Source organism: Aeromonas sp. MR7 (assembly GCF_963899385.1).
Taxonomy (GTDB): Bacteria; Pseudomonadota; Gammaproteobacteria; order Enterobacterales; family Aeromonadaceae; genus Aeromonas; species Aeromonas bestiarum.
Map to the genome: position 1 here is coordinate 38,973 of NZ_CAWQXH010000001.1, position 18,914 is coordinate 57,886.

Genomic DNA, 18,914 nt, shown 5'->3' on the forward strand with positions numbered 1-18,914 from the left:
GAGCAGCATCAGGCGTGGGCCACCGGCGTCGGATGTTCACCCAGCTTGCGCAGCAACATCAGCAGATAAATGCACGACACACCAGCGATCACGATGAACAGCAGATTATCCGAGTAGTGTTGCATCAAGAGTGCGGTACAGGCCGGCCCCAGCAGGCTGCCGATGGTGTAGCTCAGCAGCAGCGCCTGATTCATCGCCACCAGCTGATGGTGCTCGACCTTCTCGCAGGCCCATGCCATGGCCACCGGGTAGAGGGTAAAACCGGCGGCGCCCAGCACAAACAGCGCCGGGCCCATCGCCACGCCGCTGAGCATGGCCCCGCACCCCAGGATCACCACCAGCACCTGCACCCGCAGCACCGGCAGGCGCCCGAACCGATCCGCCAGACGGCCCACCGGCCACTGCCCCAGGATGCCCGCGCTCACCATCACCGCCATCCAGTAGCCAATGCCGGCATCACTCACCCCGCGGTGGTTCAGATAAAGCGGCATCAAGCCATACAGCGACCCCAATACCATGCCGGAGATGATGCAGCCATCGACCCCGAGCCGCGCCTGCCGCAGGCGCAGCATAGGCCAGACCCGGGTTGCCCCCTGCTGTTCGCTGCGCTCACTGACGATGCGGGTGAACAAGAGCGGCAGGATAGCCGCCAATACCAGACCGGTCACCCAGGGCAGCACATCCATCAGCGCGGTCGACAGCTTGCTGACCAGCAGTTGCCCGAGCACGGTTCCCAGGTAATAGACCATCATGTAGGCGGCCAGCAGCCGTCCGCGATTGCGCGCATTGCCGCTGCACATCAGCGCGCTCTCCACTATCACCCAGATCATGGCGCAGCCAATGCCGGCGATGAATCGCCAGGTGAGCCAGCTCCAGAAGCCAAGGGTGAGCCCCAAGCCGACACAGCCTGCGGCAAAGAGGACGGACGCCAGGTAGTAGCTGCGGTTGAACCCGCAGTGCTTGATCAGCGCCCCCGCCAGCAGGGTTCCCAACAGGTTGCCGCTGAAATAGGAGGAGCCGACCATGCCCACCTGCCAGGTCGGCAGATTGTCATGGGCAAGCCAGAGTGGTACCAGCGTGTTCAACACCGCGATGGCCAGGGTCAGCAGCAGCAGGCCGCAGAGCAACAACAGCACTGGGCGGGTGTATGTGGTCATGGATAAAACCGTGAGGAGAGTCAAAATGCGAGCGCATCATGCCACCGCCAACGGCATTGTCAATCGGCCTGAAATCGCGCAGGCGATGTTTTTCTCCGCGCAGGCGTTGCCGCGTTGATCGGCACCTCACGACCCCCTTTCGATATCTGGCTTATCCCCTTGATTAACGGGATTTTTGGCCGCCATGGCGGGGCATGGTCGGTCGATCATCGTCATCAACCTTTAGCGACGTCATGAGTGTGGCGACGGGCTGCTGGCGCTCAACAGCAGACGGAAAAAACAAACAGTGGCCGGTAACGGCTACCGGTTCGAGGGGCACACCATCATGTCGACCTGGGCGCACCACTGGCTTGCCTGGCCCCTGTTCTGACCCTGAACGCCCTAACAGAAGAGGCGACCCCGGGGTCGCCTCTTCTTTATATAAAGCACAATAGCGGCTATTTCTGACGCTTCCTGGCGTATTTGCGACGGGCGCGCGCCTGACGCTCGTCTTCCCGTTCGGCCTTCTCCTTGGCCTTCTGCGCCGCGTCCTCTTCGGCCGCCACTATCTCGGCACTCACCATCTCGGGGGTTTCCAGCGAGATGCGACCCAAGAAGCCTGCGCGGAACTCGTTCACCAGGATCTCGGACGCCTTGTGCAGATCGGCCAGGCCCCCCTTGCGCATGAAGGCGCGCTGGCGGGCGATCAGCTCCAGCAGCTCGATCTCGGTTTCCGGCAGATCGGCTATCTGGTAGCGCGCCTTGACACGCTCCGGATAGGCCTTGATGAAGTAATCGGCGGCAAACATGGCGATGTCGGCGTAGTCAAATACCGTGTCCTTGATGGCGGCGGTGATCGCCAGCCGATAGCCGCAGGAGGGCGGGTTGAGCTTGGGCCACAAGAAGCCTGGGGTATCGGTCAGGATGACGTTGTTGTCCAGCTTGATCCGCTGCTGGGACTTGGTCACCCCCGCCTCATTGCCTGTCTTGGCTATGATGCGCCCGGCCAGGGTATTGATCAGGGTGGATTTTCCCACGTTGGGAATGCCCATGATCATGGCGCGCACCCCGCGCAGGTCGAGGTTGCGCTCCGGCAGCATCTCGTGGCACAGGGTCAGCAGTTGCTTGATCTTCTCCGGTTCCTGCTGGGTCAGCGGCAGCGCCTTGATCCCCTTCTCTTTTTCCATGTGGGCCACCCACAGCGCCGTGATCTCGGGGTCGGCGAGATCGGCCTTGTTCAGCACCTTGATAACAGGGGTATCACCGCGCAACTCTGGCACCAGCGGGTTTTCGCTGGAGAAGGGGATGCGGGCATCGAGCATCTCTATGATGACATCGACCTGGGGCATGACCTCGGCAATCTCTTTGCGGGCCTTGTGCATGTGGCCGGGGAACCAGTTGATGGACATATCCGTTACTCTCTGTAGGGGCTGCGGGCGCTGGCTTGCTATGGAACGAGCGGCGGGCAATGGCGGACGTCAGGCGTCGCAAGGGGGCGTATTTTACCTGTGGATGCCCGGATTTGACAGGCCATTCTAGCCTCATGAGCGCAAACCACCAAGGATCGCGCCCCCTTGCCGCCAGCGAAGACCTTGGCGTCACTCGACCGAGATTTGCAGATAACTGATTGATACAACATCACATTCAAACCCTGCCTTCACCGGATTGTCATCGATAACCACTAAAAGTGTCATCTGATCCCTCTAGGCTTCGCTCAGGTTTTACAAGGAGCGAACCCCAATGAGAAAAATGGCAGGACTTGCATTGATGATCGGCGCCGCCCTGGCCGCCGGCTGCAACTCCAACAACGACAGCGACACTCCGGCGCCCGGCGCCAAGAACGTCATCTTCTTCCTCGGTGACGGCATGGGTCTCAACACCCTGACCGCGGCCCGCATCTACGGCGTCGGGGAAGAGGGCAGTCTCACCATGGACACCCTGCCGGAGACGGCCTTCATCAAGACCTTCTCCCACGACTCCCAGGTCACAGACTCGGCCCCTTCCATGGCGGCCTACATGACAGGGGTCAAGAGCAACAACGGTGTCATCAGCATGGACGGCGATGCCACCTATGAGAGCGACTGCAGCAAGAGTGCCGGCAAGCCGGTCACCACATTGCTGGAGCTGGCCAAGGCCGATGGCCGCGGCACCGGTGTGGTCACCAGCACCCGGGTCACCCACGCCACCCCGGCCGCCACCTATGCCCACATCTGCAACCGGGATCTGGAAAATGACATCGCCGTCCAGCTGGTGCCGGGCGGCACCGGTTACAACGGCGCCCTGAAAGAGGGGCTGGACGTGGTGCTCGGCGGTGGCAGCGGCTTCTTCCTGCCAAAAGCCGATAAGGGCAAGCGGGAGGATGGCCGCAACCTCATCAGCGAGATGCAGGCCAAGGGCTACCAGTTCACCAGCAACCTGGACGAGCTGAACAAGGCCGAGGCGGGCAAGCCGCTGCTTGGGCTGTTTGGGGCGAGTCACATGAAATATGACCTGGACAGGCCCGCCAGCGAGCCCTCCCTTACCCAGATGACCCTGGCTGCCATCAAGCAGCTCAAGGATAAAGAGAAGGGCTACTTCCTGATGGTGGAAGGGGGACGCATCGATCACGCCCTGCACGACACCAACGCCAAGCGCGCCCTGCAAGATACCCTCGCCTTCGACAACGCCATCAAGGCCGCCATCGACGAGGTGAAGAAAACCGACCCCGAGCTGAAAAACACCCTGATAGTGGTCACCGCCGACCACGACCATACCCTGGTGCTCAACGGCTATGCCAAGCGCACCGGCAAGACCACGGCCGACAACCCGGGCGTGCTCGGGCTGGTGAGGAACTACGAGACAGGCGAACCGAGCAAGGATAGCGATGGCATGCCCTACACCATCATCGGCTTTGGCAACGGCTACAACCGGGTGGATGGCCCGCGCAGCAACGTCGCCGCGCTGGATGACGCCACCGTCTCCGCCAACGACTATCACCAGGAGGTAGTGGTCAAGGTGGGCGAGATCGGCAACGAGACCCATGGCGGCACCGATGTCTTCCTCGGCGCCATCGGCCAGGGAGCGGACAGCTTCCACGGCTCACTCGACAACACCGCCGTGTTTGGCAAGGTCAAGGCTGCAGCCGGGCTGTAAGGAGCATTCCCATGAAAGGATCCATGAAAAGAACCATGAAAAACAACCTGCACAGAACCCTCGTCTGCACCGCCCTGCTCACCGCCCTCGGCGGCGCAGCCCAGGCCCAGGCCAGCGATGCCAAGAACGTCATCCTGTTCATCGGTGACGGCATGGGCCCCACTGTGCTCACCGCCACCCGCCTGTTCAAGGTGGGTGAAGAGGGCAACCTGGAGATGATGAAGCTGCCACGCAGCGCCCGCATCAAGACCTTCTCCAACGATGCCCAGACCACGGATTCGGCCCCCTCAATGGCGGCCTACACCACGGGCGTCAAGATGAACAACGAGGTGATCGCCATGAGCAGCGACACCAGGGCCGTCGCACCGGCCAAGGATGCCAACGGCAACAAGGGCATCAACAACTGCACCAGCGACAACGGCACGCCTGTGCCCAGCATACTGGAGCTGGCCAAGGCGGCGGGCAAGTCGGTCGGCGCCGTCACCACCACTGAGCTGACCCATGCCACCCCGGCCGCGACTTATGCCCATATATGCCACCGGGATGCCGCCTATGCCATCGCCGAGCAGGCGGTACCGGGCGGGGCCGGCTTCAACGCCGCCCTCGGGGACGGGGTGGACGTGCTGATGGGGGGCGGTGCCAATCACTGGACCCCCTACAGCGCCAGCAACAAGGGCGGCCGCGCCGATGGCCGGGATCTCACCGCCGAGCTGACCGCCCAGGGGTACAGCTATGTCACCACCCAGAGCGATCTGGCCAAGATCAGCAGTGGCAAGCTGCTCGGCCTGTTCAGCGCCAAGTCCCACCTCGACTACGAGCTGGACCGCGTCGCCAAGGGGGCGGCCAATACCCAGCCGTCCCTGTCGGAGATGACGGCCAAGGCGATCGATCTCTTGAGCCAGAACAGCCAGGGCTACTTCCTGATGGTGGAAGGGGGCCGCATCGACCACGCATTGCACGGCACCAATGCCAAGCGGTCGCTGACCGATGCGGTGGCGCTGGATGAAGCGGTCAAGACGGCGCTCGGCAAGGTGGACCTGAAAGATACCCTGATCGTGGTCACCGCCGACCACGACCACACCATGACCATCAACGGCTACTCCGCCAAGGGCAACAAGGTGCTGGATCTGGTCAAGAACGCCGACGGCTCGACCCAGAACGACGTGGATGGCAAACCCTTCACCACGCTAGTGTTCGGCAACGGCCCCAACCGCCCGGCGGTGCGCCCCACCCTCACCAGCGATGAGGTGATGGCGGATGACTACCTGCAGGAGACGGGCGTCAAGCTGGGCTCAGAGACCCACGGCGGCGGCGATGTGATGCTGTTCGCGGACGGCGCCGGCAGCAGCCGCTTCAAGGGCACGCTGGACAACACCAAGGTGTTCGGCAAACTGCGGGAGGCGCTCGGCCTGTAAGCGGCAGGGCCCGGGTTCCTGAACCCGGGCCCTGCTCTTTCGAGCGATCAAGCATGATGCGACTGTTACTTCCGTTATGGCTGCTTGGCAGCGCCCTCTCCTTTCAGGCTCATGCCGAGGAGACCCCCGATCTGGCCGCCCGGATCAGCTATCACGACAGGGTCACCAGCAGCGATGGCATCGCCAAGGAAAACAGCTGGCAGGAGAAGTGGATGCGGGTCGGCAACCAGGTGTGGAGCCAGCGGCTGATCCCGCTGCCGCTGGCACGCGCCTATCACGCCACCCACGATGCCAACCCGGGCCACAAGCACTTCACCCATCAGATGGCGGCGCGCTGGGTGACCCGCGACGCACAGGGGGATCTGCAACTGCGCTACGCCGACAGCTGGCACAACCAGCTGGTGGAGGTGCCGGAGGAAGAGTATGGCCAGGTGGCCTTCAAGCCGGATTGGGAGCGGATCCGCTACCTCGTCAACCCGGCCCTGCTGCAAGGGATGACGCCCCTCGATGAGGCCGCCCCCGAGCAGGCGCGCTGGTATGAAGGGCGCGAGGGCAGGCAGCGCACCCGCATCCTCTGGTCGAGCCGTTGGCAGTTGCCGCTGGTGGTGGAGTCGGCAAGCCTGGACGGCTATCGCAGCTACCGGATGGAGGTGACCCTAAAGCCCTTGCCAAAGCAGCTGCCCTGGCTGCAGCTGGAGGGCTACCAGACCCTGGATCTGAGGGATTTCTTCGACTGACGCGCCACCCTGAATGGGGTGAGCTGACTTGCGGTAACGGGATGTTACACTCTGTGTACTCATCCCTGATCCGGTCTCCTATGCGCATTCCCGTTCTCATGCTGTTGTGCTGCAGCCTGCTCTTTCCGGCCATTCAGGCCCATGCCGTTGTGGTCATCGCGGCCGAGATCCCCCCTTATGTCATCCGCTCCTATCAGGGCGCCCCGAGCGGCATGGCCATAGAGGTGCTGGAGGAAGCCGCCCGCCGCCTCAAGGAGCCGCTGACCATAGAGCTGATGCCGCTGGCCCGCGCCCTCAGCCAGACCCGCCATCGCCAGAACGTCTTGCTGGTGCCACCGGTCAAAAGCCCCCAGCGCGAGCCGCTGTTTCTCTGGATTGCCCCCCTGCTGGACGAAGCCTTCGTGCTGGTCAGCCATCGCCAGCACCACCCCGAGCCACTCTCGGTCAAGGCACTGCCCGGCCTGACCATAGGGGTGATGCGCGGATCCTATGGCCAGAGCCTGATCCAGCCGCTTGGCCAGGTGAAACAGGATGTGGTGGCCGAGGAGGTCAGCAATGCCAGCAAGCTGGCGCTGGATCGCATTCAGGGCTGGGCCGTGGCCTGGAACAGCGCCCGCGACAACCAGCAGCAGGCCGGCTTGCCGCTGGCGGATCTGGTGCGCGGCGACACCCTGCAACAGACGGCACTCTACCTTGCCGCCAGCCCCCGCTTTCCCCCTGCCGAGGCGCTGCGCTGGCGCAAGACCATTCTCGCCATGCGCGACGATGGCAGCCTGGCGCGCATCATCAAGCAGTACGATTATCAGGCCCCCTGACAAGCCTATCAGGATAATTGCCAAAGCAGTCCAGAATGGTTATGGTATCCCCATGAAAGCGTTCATGATTTTTCCAAGCCAGCTCACACCCCGTTGAGCCCCCGCCCTCGCCCCTGACAGCGAGTCGTTCGGGGGCATGCGTTCCCGATCTGTTTTTTCGTATCGACCCCCTTTTGCGACCAGCTTGCCCGCCATCCTGGTCATATGACCCATTGATAAGGAATATCCTATGCAAAGACCTCATCTCGTGATTTCCAGCCTGGATCTCGATCGCATCGAGCAACTGCTCGGCAACCACCCGCAGCACCTGGCATTGCAGGAGGAGCTGGACCGCGCCGAGATGCGCGAGCCGGCCGACATGCCGCCGGACGTGGTGACCATGAACAGCACTGTGCGCTTCAAGATGCAGAGCAGCGGCAACGACTTCTGTCTGACCCTGGTCTATCCGAAGGATGTGCAGGGGGATGAGTCCAAAATCTCAGTGCTGGCTCCGGTCGGCAGCGCCCTGCTCGGGCTGAAGGTGGGTGACAGCATCGCCTGGCCGGGCCCCGCCGGGCGCACCATCCAGGTCGAGATCCTGGAAGTGGTCTATCAGCCGGAACGGGCGGGCGAGCTGCACCGCTAGCCGCCACGGGCACGCGCCGACCCGAGCACCACGGGGGGACGGCGCGTGTTCTCCCAGGCCCAGGCCGGGTGCAAAGCCATCCCCTCCCTGATCCCGATCAAGCTTTGGGGCGGAAGCACCCACCATACCGACCACAATGCGCCCTTCCTCTTGAGCCCGAGCGAGGCGGCAGGTATCTTGTTGGCCGCGCCAGCACCCTGGCCGCAGATTTCAGGCTGACATCATGATAAAGATTGCCCTCATCGACGATCACCAGATCGTCCGCTCCGGTTTTGCCCAGTTGCTCAATCTCGAGCCCGATCTCAAGGTCGTGGCCGAATTCGGCTCGGCCGCCGACGCCCTCGCCGGGCTGCCGGGCAGCGGCGTGCAGTTGTGCGTGTGCGACATCTCAATGCCGGATCAATCCGGGCTGGACCTGCTCAAGCGCCTCCCCTCCGGCCTCGCCGTGGTGATGCTGTCGGTGCACGACAGTCCGGCACTGATCGAACAGGCCTTGCAGGCCGGTGCCAAGGGCTTTCTCTCCAAGCGCTGCAGCCCGGATGAGCTGATCGCCGCGGTGCGCACCGCCGCCCACGGTGGCTGCTACCTGACCCCGGACATAGCCCACAAGCTGGCCTGCAACAGTCAGGATCCCCTCACCAACCGGGAGCGGGAAGTGGCGCAGCTGCTGGCGCGGGGGCTCGAGGTCAAAGCCATCGCCGAACAGCTCGGCCTCTCCCCCAAGACGGTGCACGTGCACCGCGCCAACCTGATGGACAAACTGAAAGTCAGCAACAACGTGGAGCTGGCCCACCGCATGCTGGACAGCTGGTGATCTCCCGTCTCGCCAGCTATGTCGCCATCTCGCTGGCGGCCAGCTTCATCTTTGCCGCCGGCTGGTTTTGCCTGTGGAGCATCAGCCTGCATCTGGCGGGATCCCCCATACTGGCGGTGCTGCTGTTCCCGTTCGGCCTGCGCCTCGGCCTCTTGCTGCAAAGCCCGATCGCCTACTGGCCGCCGCTGCTGCTGTGTGAATCCCTGCTGCTCTACTGGCTCAATCAGGAGGTGGGACTGCCGCTGTGGCCGCTGATCCAGGCGGGCAGCCTGCTCACCCTGCTGCCGCTGCTCATCGCCCGCCGCCAGCAGGTGCGCAACGACTGGCAACAGCTGCTGGTGCTGCTCGCCACCGTCACTGTGGCGGCGCTGCTGCAATCCCTGCTCTGGCATCTGGCCGGGGAAGATGGCCTCACAGCCCTGCTGCTCACCCTGACCGGCGGCCTGACCCTCACCTCCACCTGCATGCTGATCTGGCACTACCTCACCCGCGCCACCTGGGTGCCGCTCGGACCTGCGCTGGTGGATCAACCGGTGGACTGGCGCTTTCGTCATCTGGTCTGGTATCTGCTGCTGTTCGTGCTGAGCCTCTGGCTGCAGCTCGGCCTGCCGGACTCGCTGGTGCGCTTCACCCCGTTTTGCCTCGCCATTCCCATCATGGCCATGGCCTGGCGCTACGGCTGGCAGGGGGCGTTGCTCGCCACCCTGATGAACACGGTCGCCCTGATGGCGGGCCAGGCCTGGCACGAACACCCGCTGGATCTGCTGCTCTCCCTGCTGGCCCAGAGCCTGACCGGCCTGCTGCTGGGGGCCGGCATCCAGCGCCAGCGCGAGCTCAATCAGGCGCTGACCCGCCAGCTCGCCCACAACCGCCAGCTCACCGAGCGGCTGCTGGAGACAGAAGAGAGCATCCGCAAGGAGGTGGCCCGCGAGCTGCACGACGACATAGGCCAGACCATCACAGCCATCCGCACCCAGGCCGGCATAGTACGGCGTCTCGCGCCGGACAACGCCGGCGTCGGTCAGAGCAGCGCCCTCATCGAAACCCTGTCGCTCGGTATTTACGATGCGGTGCGCGGCCTGCTCGGTCGCCTGCGCCCGCGCCAGCTCGACGACATGAGTCTGGAGCAGGCGGTGCGCGGCCTGCTGCGGGAGCTGGAGCTGGAGCGCCGCGGTATCGTCACCCGGCTCGAGTGGCAGCTGGCGGACGAGGGGCTCTCCGACGCCCAGCGGGTCACCCTGTTTAGGGTCTGTCAGGAGGGGCTCAACAACGTGGTCAAACACGCCAACGCCAGCTCGGTCACCATTCGCGCCCATCGCCAGGCCGAGCGCCTACTGCTGTTGCTGGAGGATGACGGCTGCGGCCTGCCGGAGCACCGCACGCCCCAGGGGTATGGCCTGCTCGGCATTCGCGAGCGGGTGCAGGCCCTCGGCGGCAGCCTGCAACTCTCCTGCATCCACGGCACCCAGCTGACCGTGGCCCTGCCCAATCGCAAACGGGAGGAGCCTCATGGCTGACCCCCTTATCCAGCGAGGCCCTGCATGCTGAGCTTTATGAGAAGCGCGCCGCCCCAGCCGCTCATCCGCGATCAGACCGAGATCGATGCCAGCTACCGTCACTGGCGGCTGCATATTCTGCTGACCATGTACCTGGGCTATGCGGTCTTCTACTTCACCCGCAAGAGCTTCAACTTCGCCATGCCGGACATGCTGGCGGACGGCATGCTGGACAAGTCAGACATCGGCATGCTGTGGACTCTGTTCTACATCACTTACGGCTGCTCCAAGTTCTTCTCCGGCATCATCAGCGACCGCGCCAACCCCCGCTACTTCATGGGGCTGGGGCTGATGGCCACCGGGGTCATCAACATCTTGTTCGGCCTCTCCTCGTCGCTGTGGCTGTTTGCGGCACTCTGGGTCGCCAACGCCTTCTTCCAGGGCTGGGGCTGGCCCCCCTGCTCCAAGCTGCTCACCAGCTGGTATTCGCGCACCGAGCGCGGCTTCTGGTGGTCGGCCTGGAACACGGCCCACAACGTGGGCGGGGCCCTGATCCCGCTCATCGTCAGCACCATTGCCCTGCAACACGGCTGGCGCTACGGCATGATAGTGCCCGGCGTTATCGCCATTCTGACCGGCTTGTTCCTCTGCTGGCGGCTGCGGGACACCCCGAGTGCCATGGGGCTGCCCACGGTCGGCGAGTGGCGCCAGGATGCGCTGGAGATCGCCCAGCAGACCCAGGATGCGGGCCTATCTCCTCGCCAGATCCTGCGCAAATACGTGCTCGGCAACCCCTACATCTGGCTGCTGGCCTGCTGCTACGTGCTGGTCTACGTGGTGCGCACCGCCATCAACGACTGGGGCAATCTCTACATGACAGAGCAGCGCGGCTTCAACCTGATGAGCGCCAACTCGGCCATCTCCATGTTCGAGGTGGGGGGCTTTATCGGCGCCCTGGTGGCGGGCTGGGGATCGGACAAGCTGTTCAACGGCAACCGCGGGCCCATGAACCTCATCTTCGCGGTAGGGATACTGCTGGCGGTGGGGTCGCTGTGGCTGATGCCCTTCTTCAGCTATGTGATGCAGGCGGCCTGCTTCTTCACCATCGGCTTCTTCGTGTTCGGCCCCCAGATGCTGATCGGCATGGCGGCGGCCGAGTGCTCCCACAAAAACTCGGCGGGGGCCGCCACCGGCTTCGTCGGCCTGTTCGCCTACATGGGGGCGGCGCTGTCGGGTTATCCGCTGGCCAAGGTGATGGAGATCTGGCACTGGAACGGCTTCTTCGTGGTGATCTCGGTGGCGGCCGGGGTCTCGGCCCTGTTGCTGCTTCCCTTCCTCAAGGCCCAGGCGCCGCGCACCCAGGCCCCGGAAGTGGAGTTGGCGCCTTGAGGCGTCAGGCCAGGCGGCAGATCCGGTTCTTGCCCTCTCGCTTGGCCTGATAGAGGGCGCCGTCGGCCTGGCTGAACAGGGTGTCGAAATGCCAGCCGTGCTGGCAGCGCGCCAGCCCCATGCTGACCGTGATGCCGATGCCGTCCAGCTCCAGCGCCGCCAGATCCTGCAATATCTGCTCGCAGCGCGCCTGCTGGGCTTGCTCATCCTCCTGCGGCAGCAGCACGACAAACTCCTCGCCGCCAAAGCGGCTGGCCACCAGCTCGGGCCGTCCGCCCAGGTAGGCACCGACGGCCGCCAGCACCCTGTCCCCCGCCTCGTGGCCGTAGCGATCGTTGATCTGCTTGAAGTCATCCAGATCCAGCACGGCCAGGGCGCCAAACTCGCTCACCCGCCGCGCCGCCATCCGCTCCATGAAACCGCGCCGGTTCAGCAGACCTGTCAGGGAGTCGTGGCTGGCCTGCTGGCGCAGCGCCAGCGCCCGGTACTGGGTACAGAGCAGCAGCACCCCGAAGGTGGAGAGGTAACTGCCCATCAGCATGGAGAGAAAGGGCAGCACATTGACGCCGCTCTGATCCATCAGCACCCGGGCATCCCCCTGCAGCAGAAAACCCATCCGCATCAGGTTGAAGCCGTATAGCAGGATATTGACCACGGTGAACACCAGCACGGCGGGCAGGTAGGCGGGATAGCCATGCCGCCAGATGAGAAAGACGATCACCGCCCCCAGCACCATGTAGCTCAGGCAGGCCAGCAGCACCCGGGGCGCCATCTGTTCGTTGAACAAGATGCTCCAGCTCAGGATCAGCACATAGATCAGCATGAACAGGGCGGTGGCACGCCAGCTGAGGGGCTTGCCGAAGAAGCGCTGCAGCGCCAGCGGCATCAGGGCGAGGCAGACGGTGATCAGCAGGTTGGCCAGCCAGATCCCCGCCAGATTGGGCATGAAGGCCTGCAGGGTGAACAGACTCTGGGCCGCCAGGGCGCACAGGCTCGACCACCACCAGAGTCCGAGTCCGGGGATCTCCCTGTGGGTCGACCATATGATGGAGAGGGTGATAAAACCGAGGCTGTAGCCACCCAGGGCCATGATCATCAGGGTGAATACATCCAGCTTGAGCAGTATTGAGGCGTCCATACCCGTGCCACTAAACGAAGGTAACTGAGTATATTTGAAGCGCAAAACAAGACCCAGTGGCGTCTGAGTAAATCCTCAATAAAAGTTCACCTGTTGCATAAAATTCCGCTAAAAATGCCTCATAAGAATCCCTACCCTGCGACCCACCGCAAGGTGAGTAACGTTTGACACCGCTGATGAGAGGGCTCGGTGTAACAAAGTGTCCCGCGGGCATTTTGGACTTGAACCCGCTCCATTAGATAGATATGTTGTTTTCGTGTGATTTTATGAGTGCAGTCACGGGGAAAAAGCGCCACTAACCTATTGAGTCATCTGGCACAATCGGAATTTGGTACATTTTTCACTCAGCACACAGGAAATGGAATCTCATATGGGGCTTTTGCCTCAACCAAGACAATAATCCTGTCTTGCCTGTTGCCGGATGCAGCAGTCTCTTGTGCCACGGAGTCGCACGGGAGCAGGTTCAAGGCTGAACACAACATCGACAGAGACGTCACTTATGATCAAAAAACTCATTCTATCTACCTTGCTGTTTTGCGGGCTGGCCAGTGCCGCGCCTAGTTCCACTCTGGACGCCGTGCTGGAGCGCGGTGTGCTGCGGGTCGGCTTCGACGCCGGCTATCAACCCTTCGAAATGACCAACAAACAGGGCCAGTACATAGGTTTCGATGTGGATCTTGCCAAGATGGTCGCCAAGGAGATGGGCGTGAAGGTCGAGTTCGTCAACACCGCCTGGGATGGCATCATTCCGGCGCTGCTGACCGACAAGTTCGACGTCATCATGGGCGGCATGACAGTCACCCCCCAGCGCAACCTGCGCGTCAACTTCGCCGATCCCTACATAGTCGTGGGCCAGACCATAGTGCTGCGCAAGGAGAAGGTTGGCGAGATCAAGTCCTTCAGCGATCTCAACGATCCCAAGTACAAGATCGCGGTCAAGCTCGGCACCACGGGCGAGCAGGCGGTCAAGCGTCTGATCCCCAAAGCCACCCTGCTGCAGTTTGAAACCCAGGACGACGCCAAGCTGGAAGTTATCAACGGCAAGGTCGATGCCTTCGTCTATGACCTGCCCTACAACGCCATCTTCGCCTCCCAGAACACAGGCGCCGTGGTGCACCTGGACAAGCCGTTCACCTTCGAACCTCTGGCCTGGGCTATCCGCAAGGGCGACCAGGACACCCTCAACTGGTTCAACAACTACCTGCGCCAGATCAAGGGTGATGGCAGCTACGACCGCCTCTACAAGAAGTGGTTCGAATCCAACGCCTGGCTGAATCAGCTCAAGTAACCTCGCAAGGGGCGGCCTGCCGCCCCTTCACGCAGATCCCCACACAATAAATAACTACAACGAGGTTGCGACAGTGCACAACCCAACAAGACAGATGGAAAAACAACCCAATAAGTTGCTCTGGCACGGCGTCTTCCTGCTGATGCTGCTGGCTGCCGTATTCGGCATCTATAAAGCGGTTCAGTCCGTGGATTACACCTGGCGCTGGGAGCGGATCCCCCAATACATCGCCTATCAGGCGGAACAGAACAACCTGGCCGAATTTGACGGCACAGTGGTCGCCGGTACCACCAGCGCCGAACAGGGCAAGCTGTTCCTGCAAAACGATCTCGACCCCAATCAACGCCAGGCCATCGCCAGCACAGGGGTGAAGGTCGCCGAAGGGGACACCATCTTCCGGGGCGATACCCTGGATACCGAACTCACCTGGACCGCAGGCCCCATCGCCTGGGGCGTCTGGGTCACGGTCAAGCTCTCTCTGGTGGCGGGCGTGTTCGCCATCCTGCTCGGCACCCTGGCAGGCCTGGCCCGCCTCTCCCCGAACCCGGCCCTGCGCAATCTGGCGGTCACCTATGTGGAGCTCATTCGCGGCACGCCGCTGCTGGTGCAGATCTTCATCGTCTACTTCTTCATCGGCACAGTGCTGAACCTGGACAGGTTCACCGCCGGGGTCGCGGCGCTGGCCGTCTTTACCGGCGCCTATGTGGCCGAAATCGTGCGCGCCGGCATCAGCTCCATTCACAAGGGGCAGATGGAGGCCGGTCGCAGCCTGGGGCTCACCTCGGCCCAGACCATGCGTTACGTCATACTGCCGCAAGCCTTCAAGCGGGTACTGCCGCCGCTGGCGAGCCAGTTCATCAACCTCATCAAGGACTCCTCCCTGGTGTCTGTCATCTCCATCACGGATCTCACCAAGGCGGGGCGCGAGGTGGTCAGCTCCACCTTCAGTCCGTTCGAGGTGTGGTTCACCGTGGCCCTGCTCTATCTGGTGTTGACTGGCACTCTCTCTTTCCTGGTACGTCGTCTGGAGGTGAAATATGCGCGCAGCAACTGATCCCATTATCAAGGCTCAACAGGAGTCTAGAAGTGCTGCCATCACAGGCACGCCCCGCACCTTCCCGGTACGCCGTCTGGAGGTGAAACATGCGCGCAGCAACTGATCCCATCATCAAGGCGACAGGTGTCGAAAAATTCTATGGCACCGAGGTGCACGCCCTGAAAAACGTCAGCACCCAGGTGGCCGAAGGGGAAGTGGTAGTGATAGTGGGCCCCAGCGGCTCGGGCAAATCCACCTTCCTGCGCACCCTCAACCAGCTGGAGACCATCAACGACGGCAACATAGTGGTCGATGGCATCAGCCTGACCGAACCGGGTGACGTCAACAAATTGCGGGAAGAGGTTGGCATGGTGTTCCAGTCCTTCAACCTCTTCCCCCACCTGAACGTGCTGGACAACATCTGCCTGGCACCGCAAAAAGTACGCGGGCTGTCGCGCAACGATGCGCGGGACAGGGCCAAGGCCCTGCTGCTGAAAGTGGGATTGTCGAACAAGGCCGAGAGCTATCCCTCCCAGCTCTCCGGCGGCCAGCAACAGCGGGTGGCCATAGCCCGGGCACTCGCCATGCAGCCGCGCATCATGCTGTTTGACGAGCCCACCAGTGCGCTCGACCCCGAGATGGTGGGCGAGGTGCTGGACGTCATGAAGGGGCTGGCCCGCGAGGGCATGACCATGGTGGTGGTGACCCACGAGATGGGCTTTGCCCGCGAGGTGGCGGATCGGGTGCTCTTCATGGAAAACGGTGAGCTGCTGGTGGATGAGAAGCCGACCGACTTCTTCGACAATCCCCCCTCCCCGCGCCTGCGCCAGTTCCTGAGTCAGGTGCTCTGACGCTGACAGCCGTAGAGAGCAGAAGAGGGAGCCCATGGCTCCCTCTGTTATTGATGCCCATCAGTAAAGTGGCCAGCGCGGCTGGCTCTTAGAAGCGATAACGGGTCATCAGTCCTGCGTAGTGCTGCTCGGGCAGCACTACGGGGGCCAGGATCCAGTGCTCGGTGGCAAAGGCGCCAATCACCGCCCCCAGCGCATTGGCACCCGCGTCGAGGGCTGAGAACTCGCCGTTTCTCGACGCCAGCTCTCCCACCACCCCGATCCCGGTGGAAACCCCGAACCCGATCCAGCCTCTCTGTTCCCGATAGCCGTAATGATCGGCGATCGCCGTAAAGCCCGCCCCCATGGCCGCGCCACCGATGAAATGACTCAGCTCGCTGTTGAAGCTGTCATTCGCCTGCGCACTCGCACTCAGCAGGCCGAGCACGACATATAAATGGATCGTTCTCATCCTCCCCTCCATTACCGGCACCTTGCCACCCATCGAGTCCCCAATCGGGACGCTCATTGTTCCAGTGTAAGCGAGGACCCACCAGACGACAGGGTGCCGGCTTCGGGATGGTGCATCCAAGGGCATGTCATCAACGGTCACTATTTGTCAGTAAAAACAAGCCGTTGAATCTGTGCCCCGGCAGGGCCTGCACGGCTTGGGACATGAAATGTTAATGAAATTTTAAATCTATTCGGTATGCTGGAACCCAACTGGTCAAACCGGATGCCCGACATGGATGTGCAACTGCTGCTGCTTTATCTCTCCCCGATCTTCCTGGCCTTTATCGGCTGGGAGATGCTCTACCTGCGCAAGCACGGGGCGGCCTTTCCCACCGCCACCTACCAGTGGCGAGACTTGTTCGCCAACGCCACCCTGGCCCTGATGCATCAGGGGGGCGATGCACTGACGGCCATCGCCATCGCCTACCTGTATGACGCCCTCTGGGGCTGGCGCCTGTTCGACATAGAACTCAATCTCTGGAGCATCTTGTTGCTCTTTTTGCTGCAGGATCTCTGTTACTGGCTGTTCCACTTTGCCAGCCACCATGTGCGCTGGCTGTGGGCCTCCCACGTGGTGCATCACAGCTCGGAGCGACTCAACCTCTCCACCGCCTTTCGCCAGAGTCTGATGTACCCAATCTCAGGCATGTGGCTGTTCTGGATCCCCATGATCCTCATCGGCTTCCCGCCCCAAGCCGTGGTGGCGACCGTGCTGCTCAGCCTGGGTTTTCAGTTCTTCGTTCACACCCAGGTGGTGGGCAAGCTGGGCCGGCTTGAGTGGGTCTTCAATACCCCCTCCCACCACAGGGTGCACCACGCCAGCAACGCCAAATACATAGACCGCAACTTCGCCGGCGTGCTCATTATCTGGGACAGGCTGTTTGGCACCTTCGTGGAGGAGGACCCCGCCGAGCCCTGCCGCTTCGGCATCACCAAGCCGGTCCGCAGCTTCAATCCGCTCACCCTCACCTTCCACGAGTGGCGCGACATGCTGCGCGAGGCCCGCGGCCTCCCCTGGCAGCAGAAACTCGGCGTGCTGTTTGGCAAGCCGGCTGGCCGCGTATGAATCTGAATCTTGCAGCAGAGTAAAAAAAGAGAGCGCCACCAGGGCGCTCTCTTTCATTACCAGTCACAGGCCCGGATCAGACATGGGCAAATGACCAGAGTGCGGGAATCAGGCTCACCAGGGTTATCCCGGCCAGCAGTCGCTCGCGGCCACTAAGTCGTTCGGCGCCAGCCAGCTGACGGCGGCTGTAGAGAAACAGCAGCAGGCCCGGCCCGTACAGCAGCAAGGAGAGCAGCAGGTATTCCACCCCGGCGGCATAGAGCAGCCAGAGGCCGTAGCCGCTCGACACCAGCGCTACAGTCCGCATCAGGCCATTGCCCTCGCCACTCAAGGAGAGTTTGAGCAGGAAGAGGCCGATCAGCAGGTAGGGCACCAGGATCATGGAGGTGGATATGAGCAGCAGGCTGGTATACCCCTTGCCAAGCAACCACACCAGCAGCAGGCAGCCCTGCACCGTCAGGCTGGTGAGCCACAGCGACGCTATGGGAGTGCCGTTGCGATTCTGGCGCCGGAAGATGGCCGGAAAGGCGCCGTGGCGCGCCGCACTGAAGGGCACCTCGGCCGAGAACAGGGTCCAGCTCACGTAAGAGGCGAGCACCGAGACGATGAGGCCGACGCTGATGAGCAGCTTGCCCCAGGAGCCTGTCATCTGGGCCATCAGCCCCGCCATGGAGGGGTTGGGCAGGGCCGCGAGCTCAGGGCGGCTCAATATCCCCAGCGCCAGCACAGAGATGAGCACATAGAGCAGCAGCGCCAGCACCACCCCCAGCACTGTGGCCGTGCCCACATCTCGCTTGTTTCTGGCACGGGCCGACAGCACGGCCGCCCCTTCGATCCCGGTGAAGACCCAGAGGGTGATCAGCATGGTATTGCGCACCTGCTCGGAGACCGGCACAGCAAGCGTGCTGCCCCCCTGATCCGCCGCGAAGGTCACAGGGTCGAACCAGTAGCAGGCGAACAGGATGAACAGCAGCAGCGGCAGACTCTTGGCCAGGGTCGCCACCAGATTGAACAGGGCGGCCTGCTGCACGCCACGGGCCACCAGCAGGTGCACGGCCCAGAGGATGCAGGATTCGCCGATAAAGGCGGTTAGGGTGTTGCCCTCGCCAAACCAGATTTCGGTTGGCGTATCGACGAAGCTGCCAAGGGCGGCGAAGGCGATCACCAGATAGCCCACCACGCCTATGGTGGCGCACAGCCAGTAACCCCAGGCGGAGAAAAAACCCACCAGATCGCCAAAGCCGGCGCGGGCATAGCTGTAGATGCCGCCATCGAGATCCGGTCTGAGCCTCGACAGGTAGAGGAAGCTCATGGCCAGCGCCACTATGCCCACCCCGGTCACGCCCCAGCCGATCAGCACGGCGCGGGCGCCGGCTACCTCGGCCATGTTCTGGGGCAGGCTGAAGATGCCCGCCCCCACCATGGAGCTGAACACCAGGGCGGTGAGGGACCAGAGGCCTATTTTGCTCTCTTTCATATGCTCT

Annotated in this window: 18 protein-coding genes; 13 read left to right on the top strand and 5 right to left on the bottom strand. The window is 62.7% G+C overall.

What is annotated here, in order from left to right; translation table 11 throughout:
• Positions 1 to 8: 8 nt before the first annotated feature.
• Positions 9 to 1,157: an MFS transporter gene (locus AACW87_RS00185; RefSeq protein WP_241326248.1), complete on the bottom strand. Its 1,149-nt coding sequence runs from the start codon at positions 1,155 to 1,157 to the stop codon at positions 9 to 11.
• A gap of 437 nt (positions 1,158 to 1,594) precedes the next feature.
• Positions 1,595 to 2,545, bottom strand: coding sequence for a ribosome biogenesis GTPase YlqF (gene ylqF, locus AACW87_RS00190; protein ID WP_241326249.1), 951 nt, complete (start codon positions 2,543 to 2,545; stop codon positions 1,595 to 1,597).
• A 331-nt stretch (positions 2,546 to 2,876) separates the two neighbouring features.
• Between ylqF and AACW87_RS00195 the strand changes: the two genes are divergently transcribed.
• The 8 genes from AACW87_RS00195 (at position 2,877) to AACW87_RS00230 (ending at position 11,559) form a co-directional block, all read left to right on the top strand.
• The gene (locus AACW87_RS00195) at positions 2,877 to 4,268 is read left to right on the top strand and encodes an alkaline phosphatase (RefSeq protein WP_241326250.1); all 1,392 of its coding nucleotides are present in this window, start codon (positions 2,877 to 2,879) and stop codon (positions 4,266 to 4,268) included.
• Between the two features lie 23 nt (positions 4,269 to 4,291).
• Positions 4,292 to 5,683 carry an alkaline phosphatase gene (locus AACW87_RS00200; RefSeq protein WP_241326251.1) on the top strand — a complete coding sequence of 464 codons (1,392 nt, stop codon included), beginning with the start codon at positions 4,292 to 4,294 and terminating at the stop codon, positions 5,681 to 5,683.
• Positions 5,684 to 5,736: 53 nt separating this feature from the next.
• A complete protein-coding gene (locus AACW87_RS00205; protein WP_241326252.1) occupies positions 5,737 to 6,420 on the top strand; it encodes a hypothetical protein in 684 nt (227 codons plus the stop codon).
• An 80-nt stretch (positions 6,421 to 6,500) separates the two neighbouring features.
• Positions 6,501 to 7,235 carry a substrate-binding periplasmic protein gene (locus AACW87_RS00210; protein ID WP_241326253.1) on the top strand — a complete coding sequence of 245 codons (735 nt, stop codon included), beginning with the start codon at positions 6,501 to 6,503 and terminating at the stop codon, positions 7,233 to 7,235.
• A gap of 229 nt (positions 7,236 to 7,464) precedes the next feature.
• Positions 7,465 to 7,860 (top strand): nucleoside diphosphate kinase regulator, encoded by a 396-nt coding sequence (gene rnk / locus AACW87_RS00215; RefSeq protein ID WP_043137446.1) that lies wholly within the window; start codon positions 7,465 to 7,467, stop codon positions 7,858 to 7,860.
• Between the two features lie 223 nt (positions 7,861 to 8,083).
• A complete protein-coding gene (gene uhpA / locus AACW87_RS00220) occupies positions 8,084 to 8,674 on the top strand; it encodes a transcriptional regulator UhpA (protein WP_042036506.1) in 591 nt (196 codons plus the stop codon).
• On the top strand, positions 8,671 to 10,191 hold the full coding sequence (gene uhpB, locus AACW87_RS00225) for a signal transduction histidine-protein kinase/phosphatase UhpB (RefSeq protein WP_241326254.1): 1,521 nt from the start codon (positions 8,671 to 8,673) through the stop codon (positions 10,189 to 10,191). Before uhpA ends, uhpB begins: the two co-directional genes overlap by 4 nt.
• A gap of 24 nt (positions 10,192 to 10,215) precedes the next feature.
• On the top strand, positions 10,216 to 11,559 hold the full coding sequence (locus AACW87_RS00230) for an MFS transporter (protein ID WP_241326255.1): 1,344 nt from the start codon (positions 10,216 to 10,218) through the stop codon (positions 11,557 to 11,559).
• Positions 11,560 to 11,563: 4 nt separating this feature from the next.
• Here AACW87_RS00230 and AACW87_RS00235 read toward each other — a convergent pair whose 3' ends face one another.
• Positions 11,564 to 12,697, bottom strand: coding sequence for a GGDEF domain-containing protein (locus tag AACW87_RS00235; RefSeq protein WP_241326256.1), 1,134 nt, complete (start codon positions 12,695 to 12,697; stop codon positions 11,564 to 11,566).
• Between the two features lie 499 nt (positions 12,698 to 13,196).
• Between AACW87_RS00235 and AACW87_RS00240 the strand changes: the two genes are divergently transcribed.
• The 4 genes from AACW87_RS00240 to AACW87_RS00255 all read left to right on the top strand — a co-directional run bounded on the left by AACW87_RS00240 (position 13,197) and on the right by AACW87_RS00255 (position 15,872).
• On the top strand, positions 13,197 to 13,985 hold the full coding sequence (locus AACW87_RS00240) for a transporter substrate-binding domain-containing protein (protein WP_042870751.1): 789 nt from the start codon (positions 13,197 to 13,199) through the stop codon (positions 13,983 to 13,985).
• A 94-nt stretch (positions 13,986 to 14,079) separates the two neighbouring features.
• Positions 14,080 to 15,039, top strand: a complete 960-nt coding sequence (locus AACW87_RS00245) for an amino acid ABC transporter permease (protein WP_241326257.1) — start codon at positions 14,080 to 14,082, stop codon at positions 15,037 to 15,039.
• A complete protein-coding gene (locus AACW87_RS00250) occupies positions 15,023 to 15,145 on the top strand; it encodes a hypothetical protein (RefSeq protein ID WP_276203900.1) in 123 nt (40 codons plus the stop codon). The genes AACW87_RS00245 and AACW87_RS00250 overlap by 17 nt, the downstream gene beginning before the upstream one ends.
• On the top strand, positions 15,129 to 15,872 hold the full coding sequence (locus tag AACW87_RS00255; RefSeq protein WP_042870747.1) for an amino acid ABC transporter ATP-binding protein: 744 nt from the start codon (positions 15,129 to 15,131) through the stop codon (positions 15,870 to 15,872). Before AACW87_RS00250 ends, AACW87_RS00255 begins: the two co-directional genes overlap by 17 nt.
• 88 nt (positions 15,873 to 15,960) lie before the next feature.
• On the opposite strand, the gene AACW87_RS00260 is transcribed toward AACW87_RS00255, so the two are convergent.
• A complete protein-coding gene (locus AACW87_RS00260; protein ID WP_241326258.1) occupies positions 15,961 to 16,323 on the bottom strand; it encodes a hypothetical protein in 363 nt (120 codons plus the stop codon).
• Between the two features lie 273 nt (positions 16,324 to 16,596).
• Here AACW87_RS00260 and AACW87_RS00265 point away from each other — a divergent pair, with 273 nt between their 5' ends.
• Positions 16,597 to 17,430: a sterol desaturase family protein gene (locus AACW87_RS00265; protein WP_241326259.1), complete on the top strand. Its 834-nt coding sequence runs from the start codon at positions 16,597 to 16,599 to the stop codon at positions 17,428 to 17,430.
• Between the two features lie 76 nt (positions 17,431 to 17,506).
• Here the strand turns inward: AACW87_RS00265 and AACW87_RS00270 are convergent, their stop codons facing one another.
• The gene (locus AACW87_RS00270) at positions 17,507 to 18,907 is read right to left on the bottom strand and encodes a basic amino acid/polyamine antiporter (RefSeq protein WP_241326260.1); all 1,401 of its coding nucleotides are present in this window, start codon (positions 18,905 to 18,907) and stop codon (positions 17,507 to 17,509) included.
• Positions 18,908 to 18,914 lie beyond the last annotated feature (7 nt).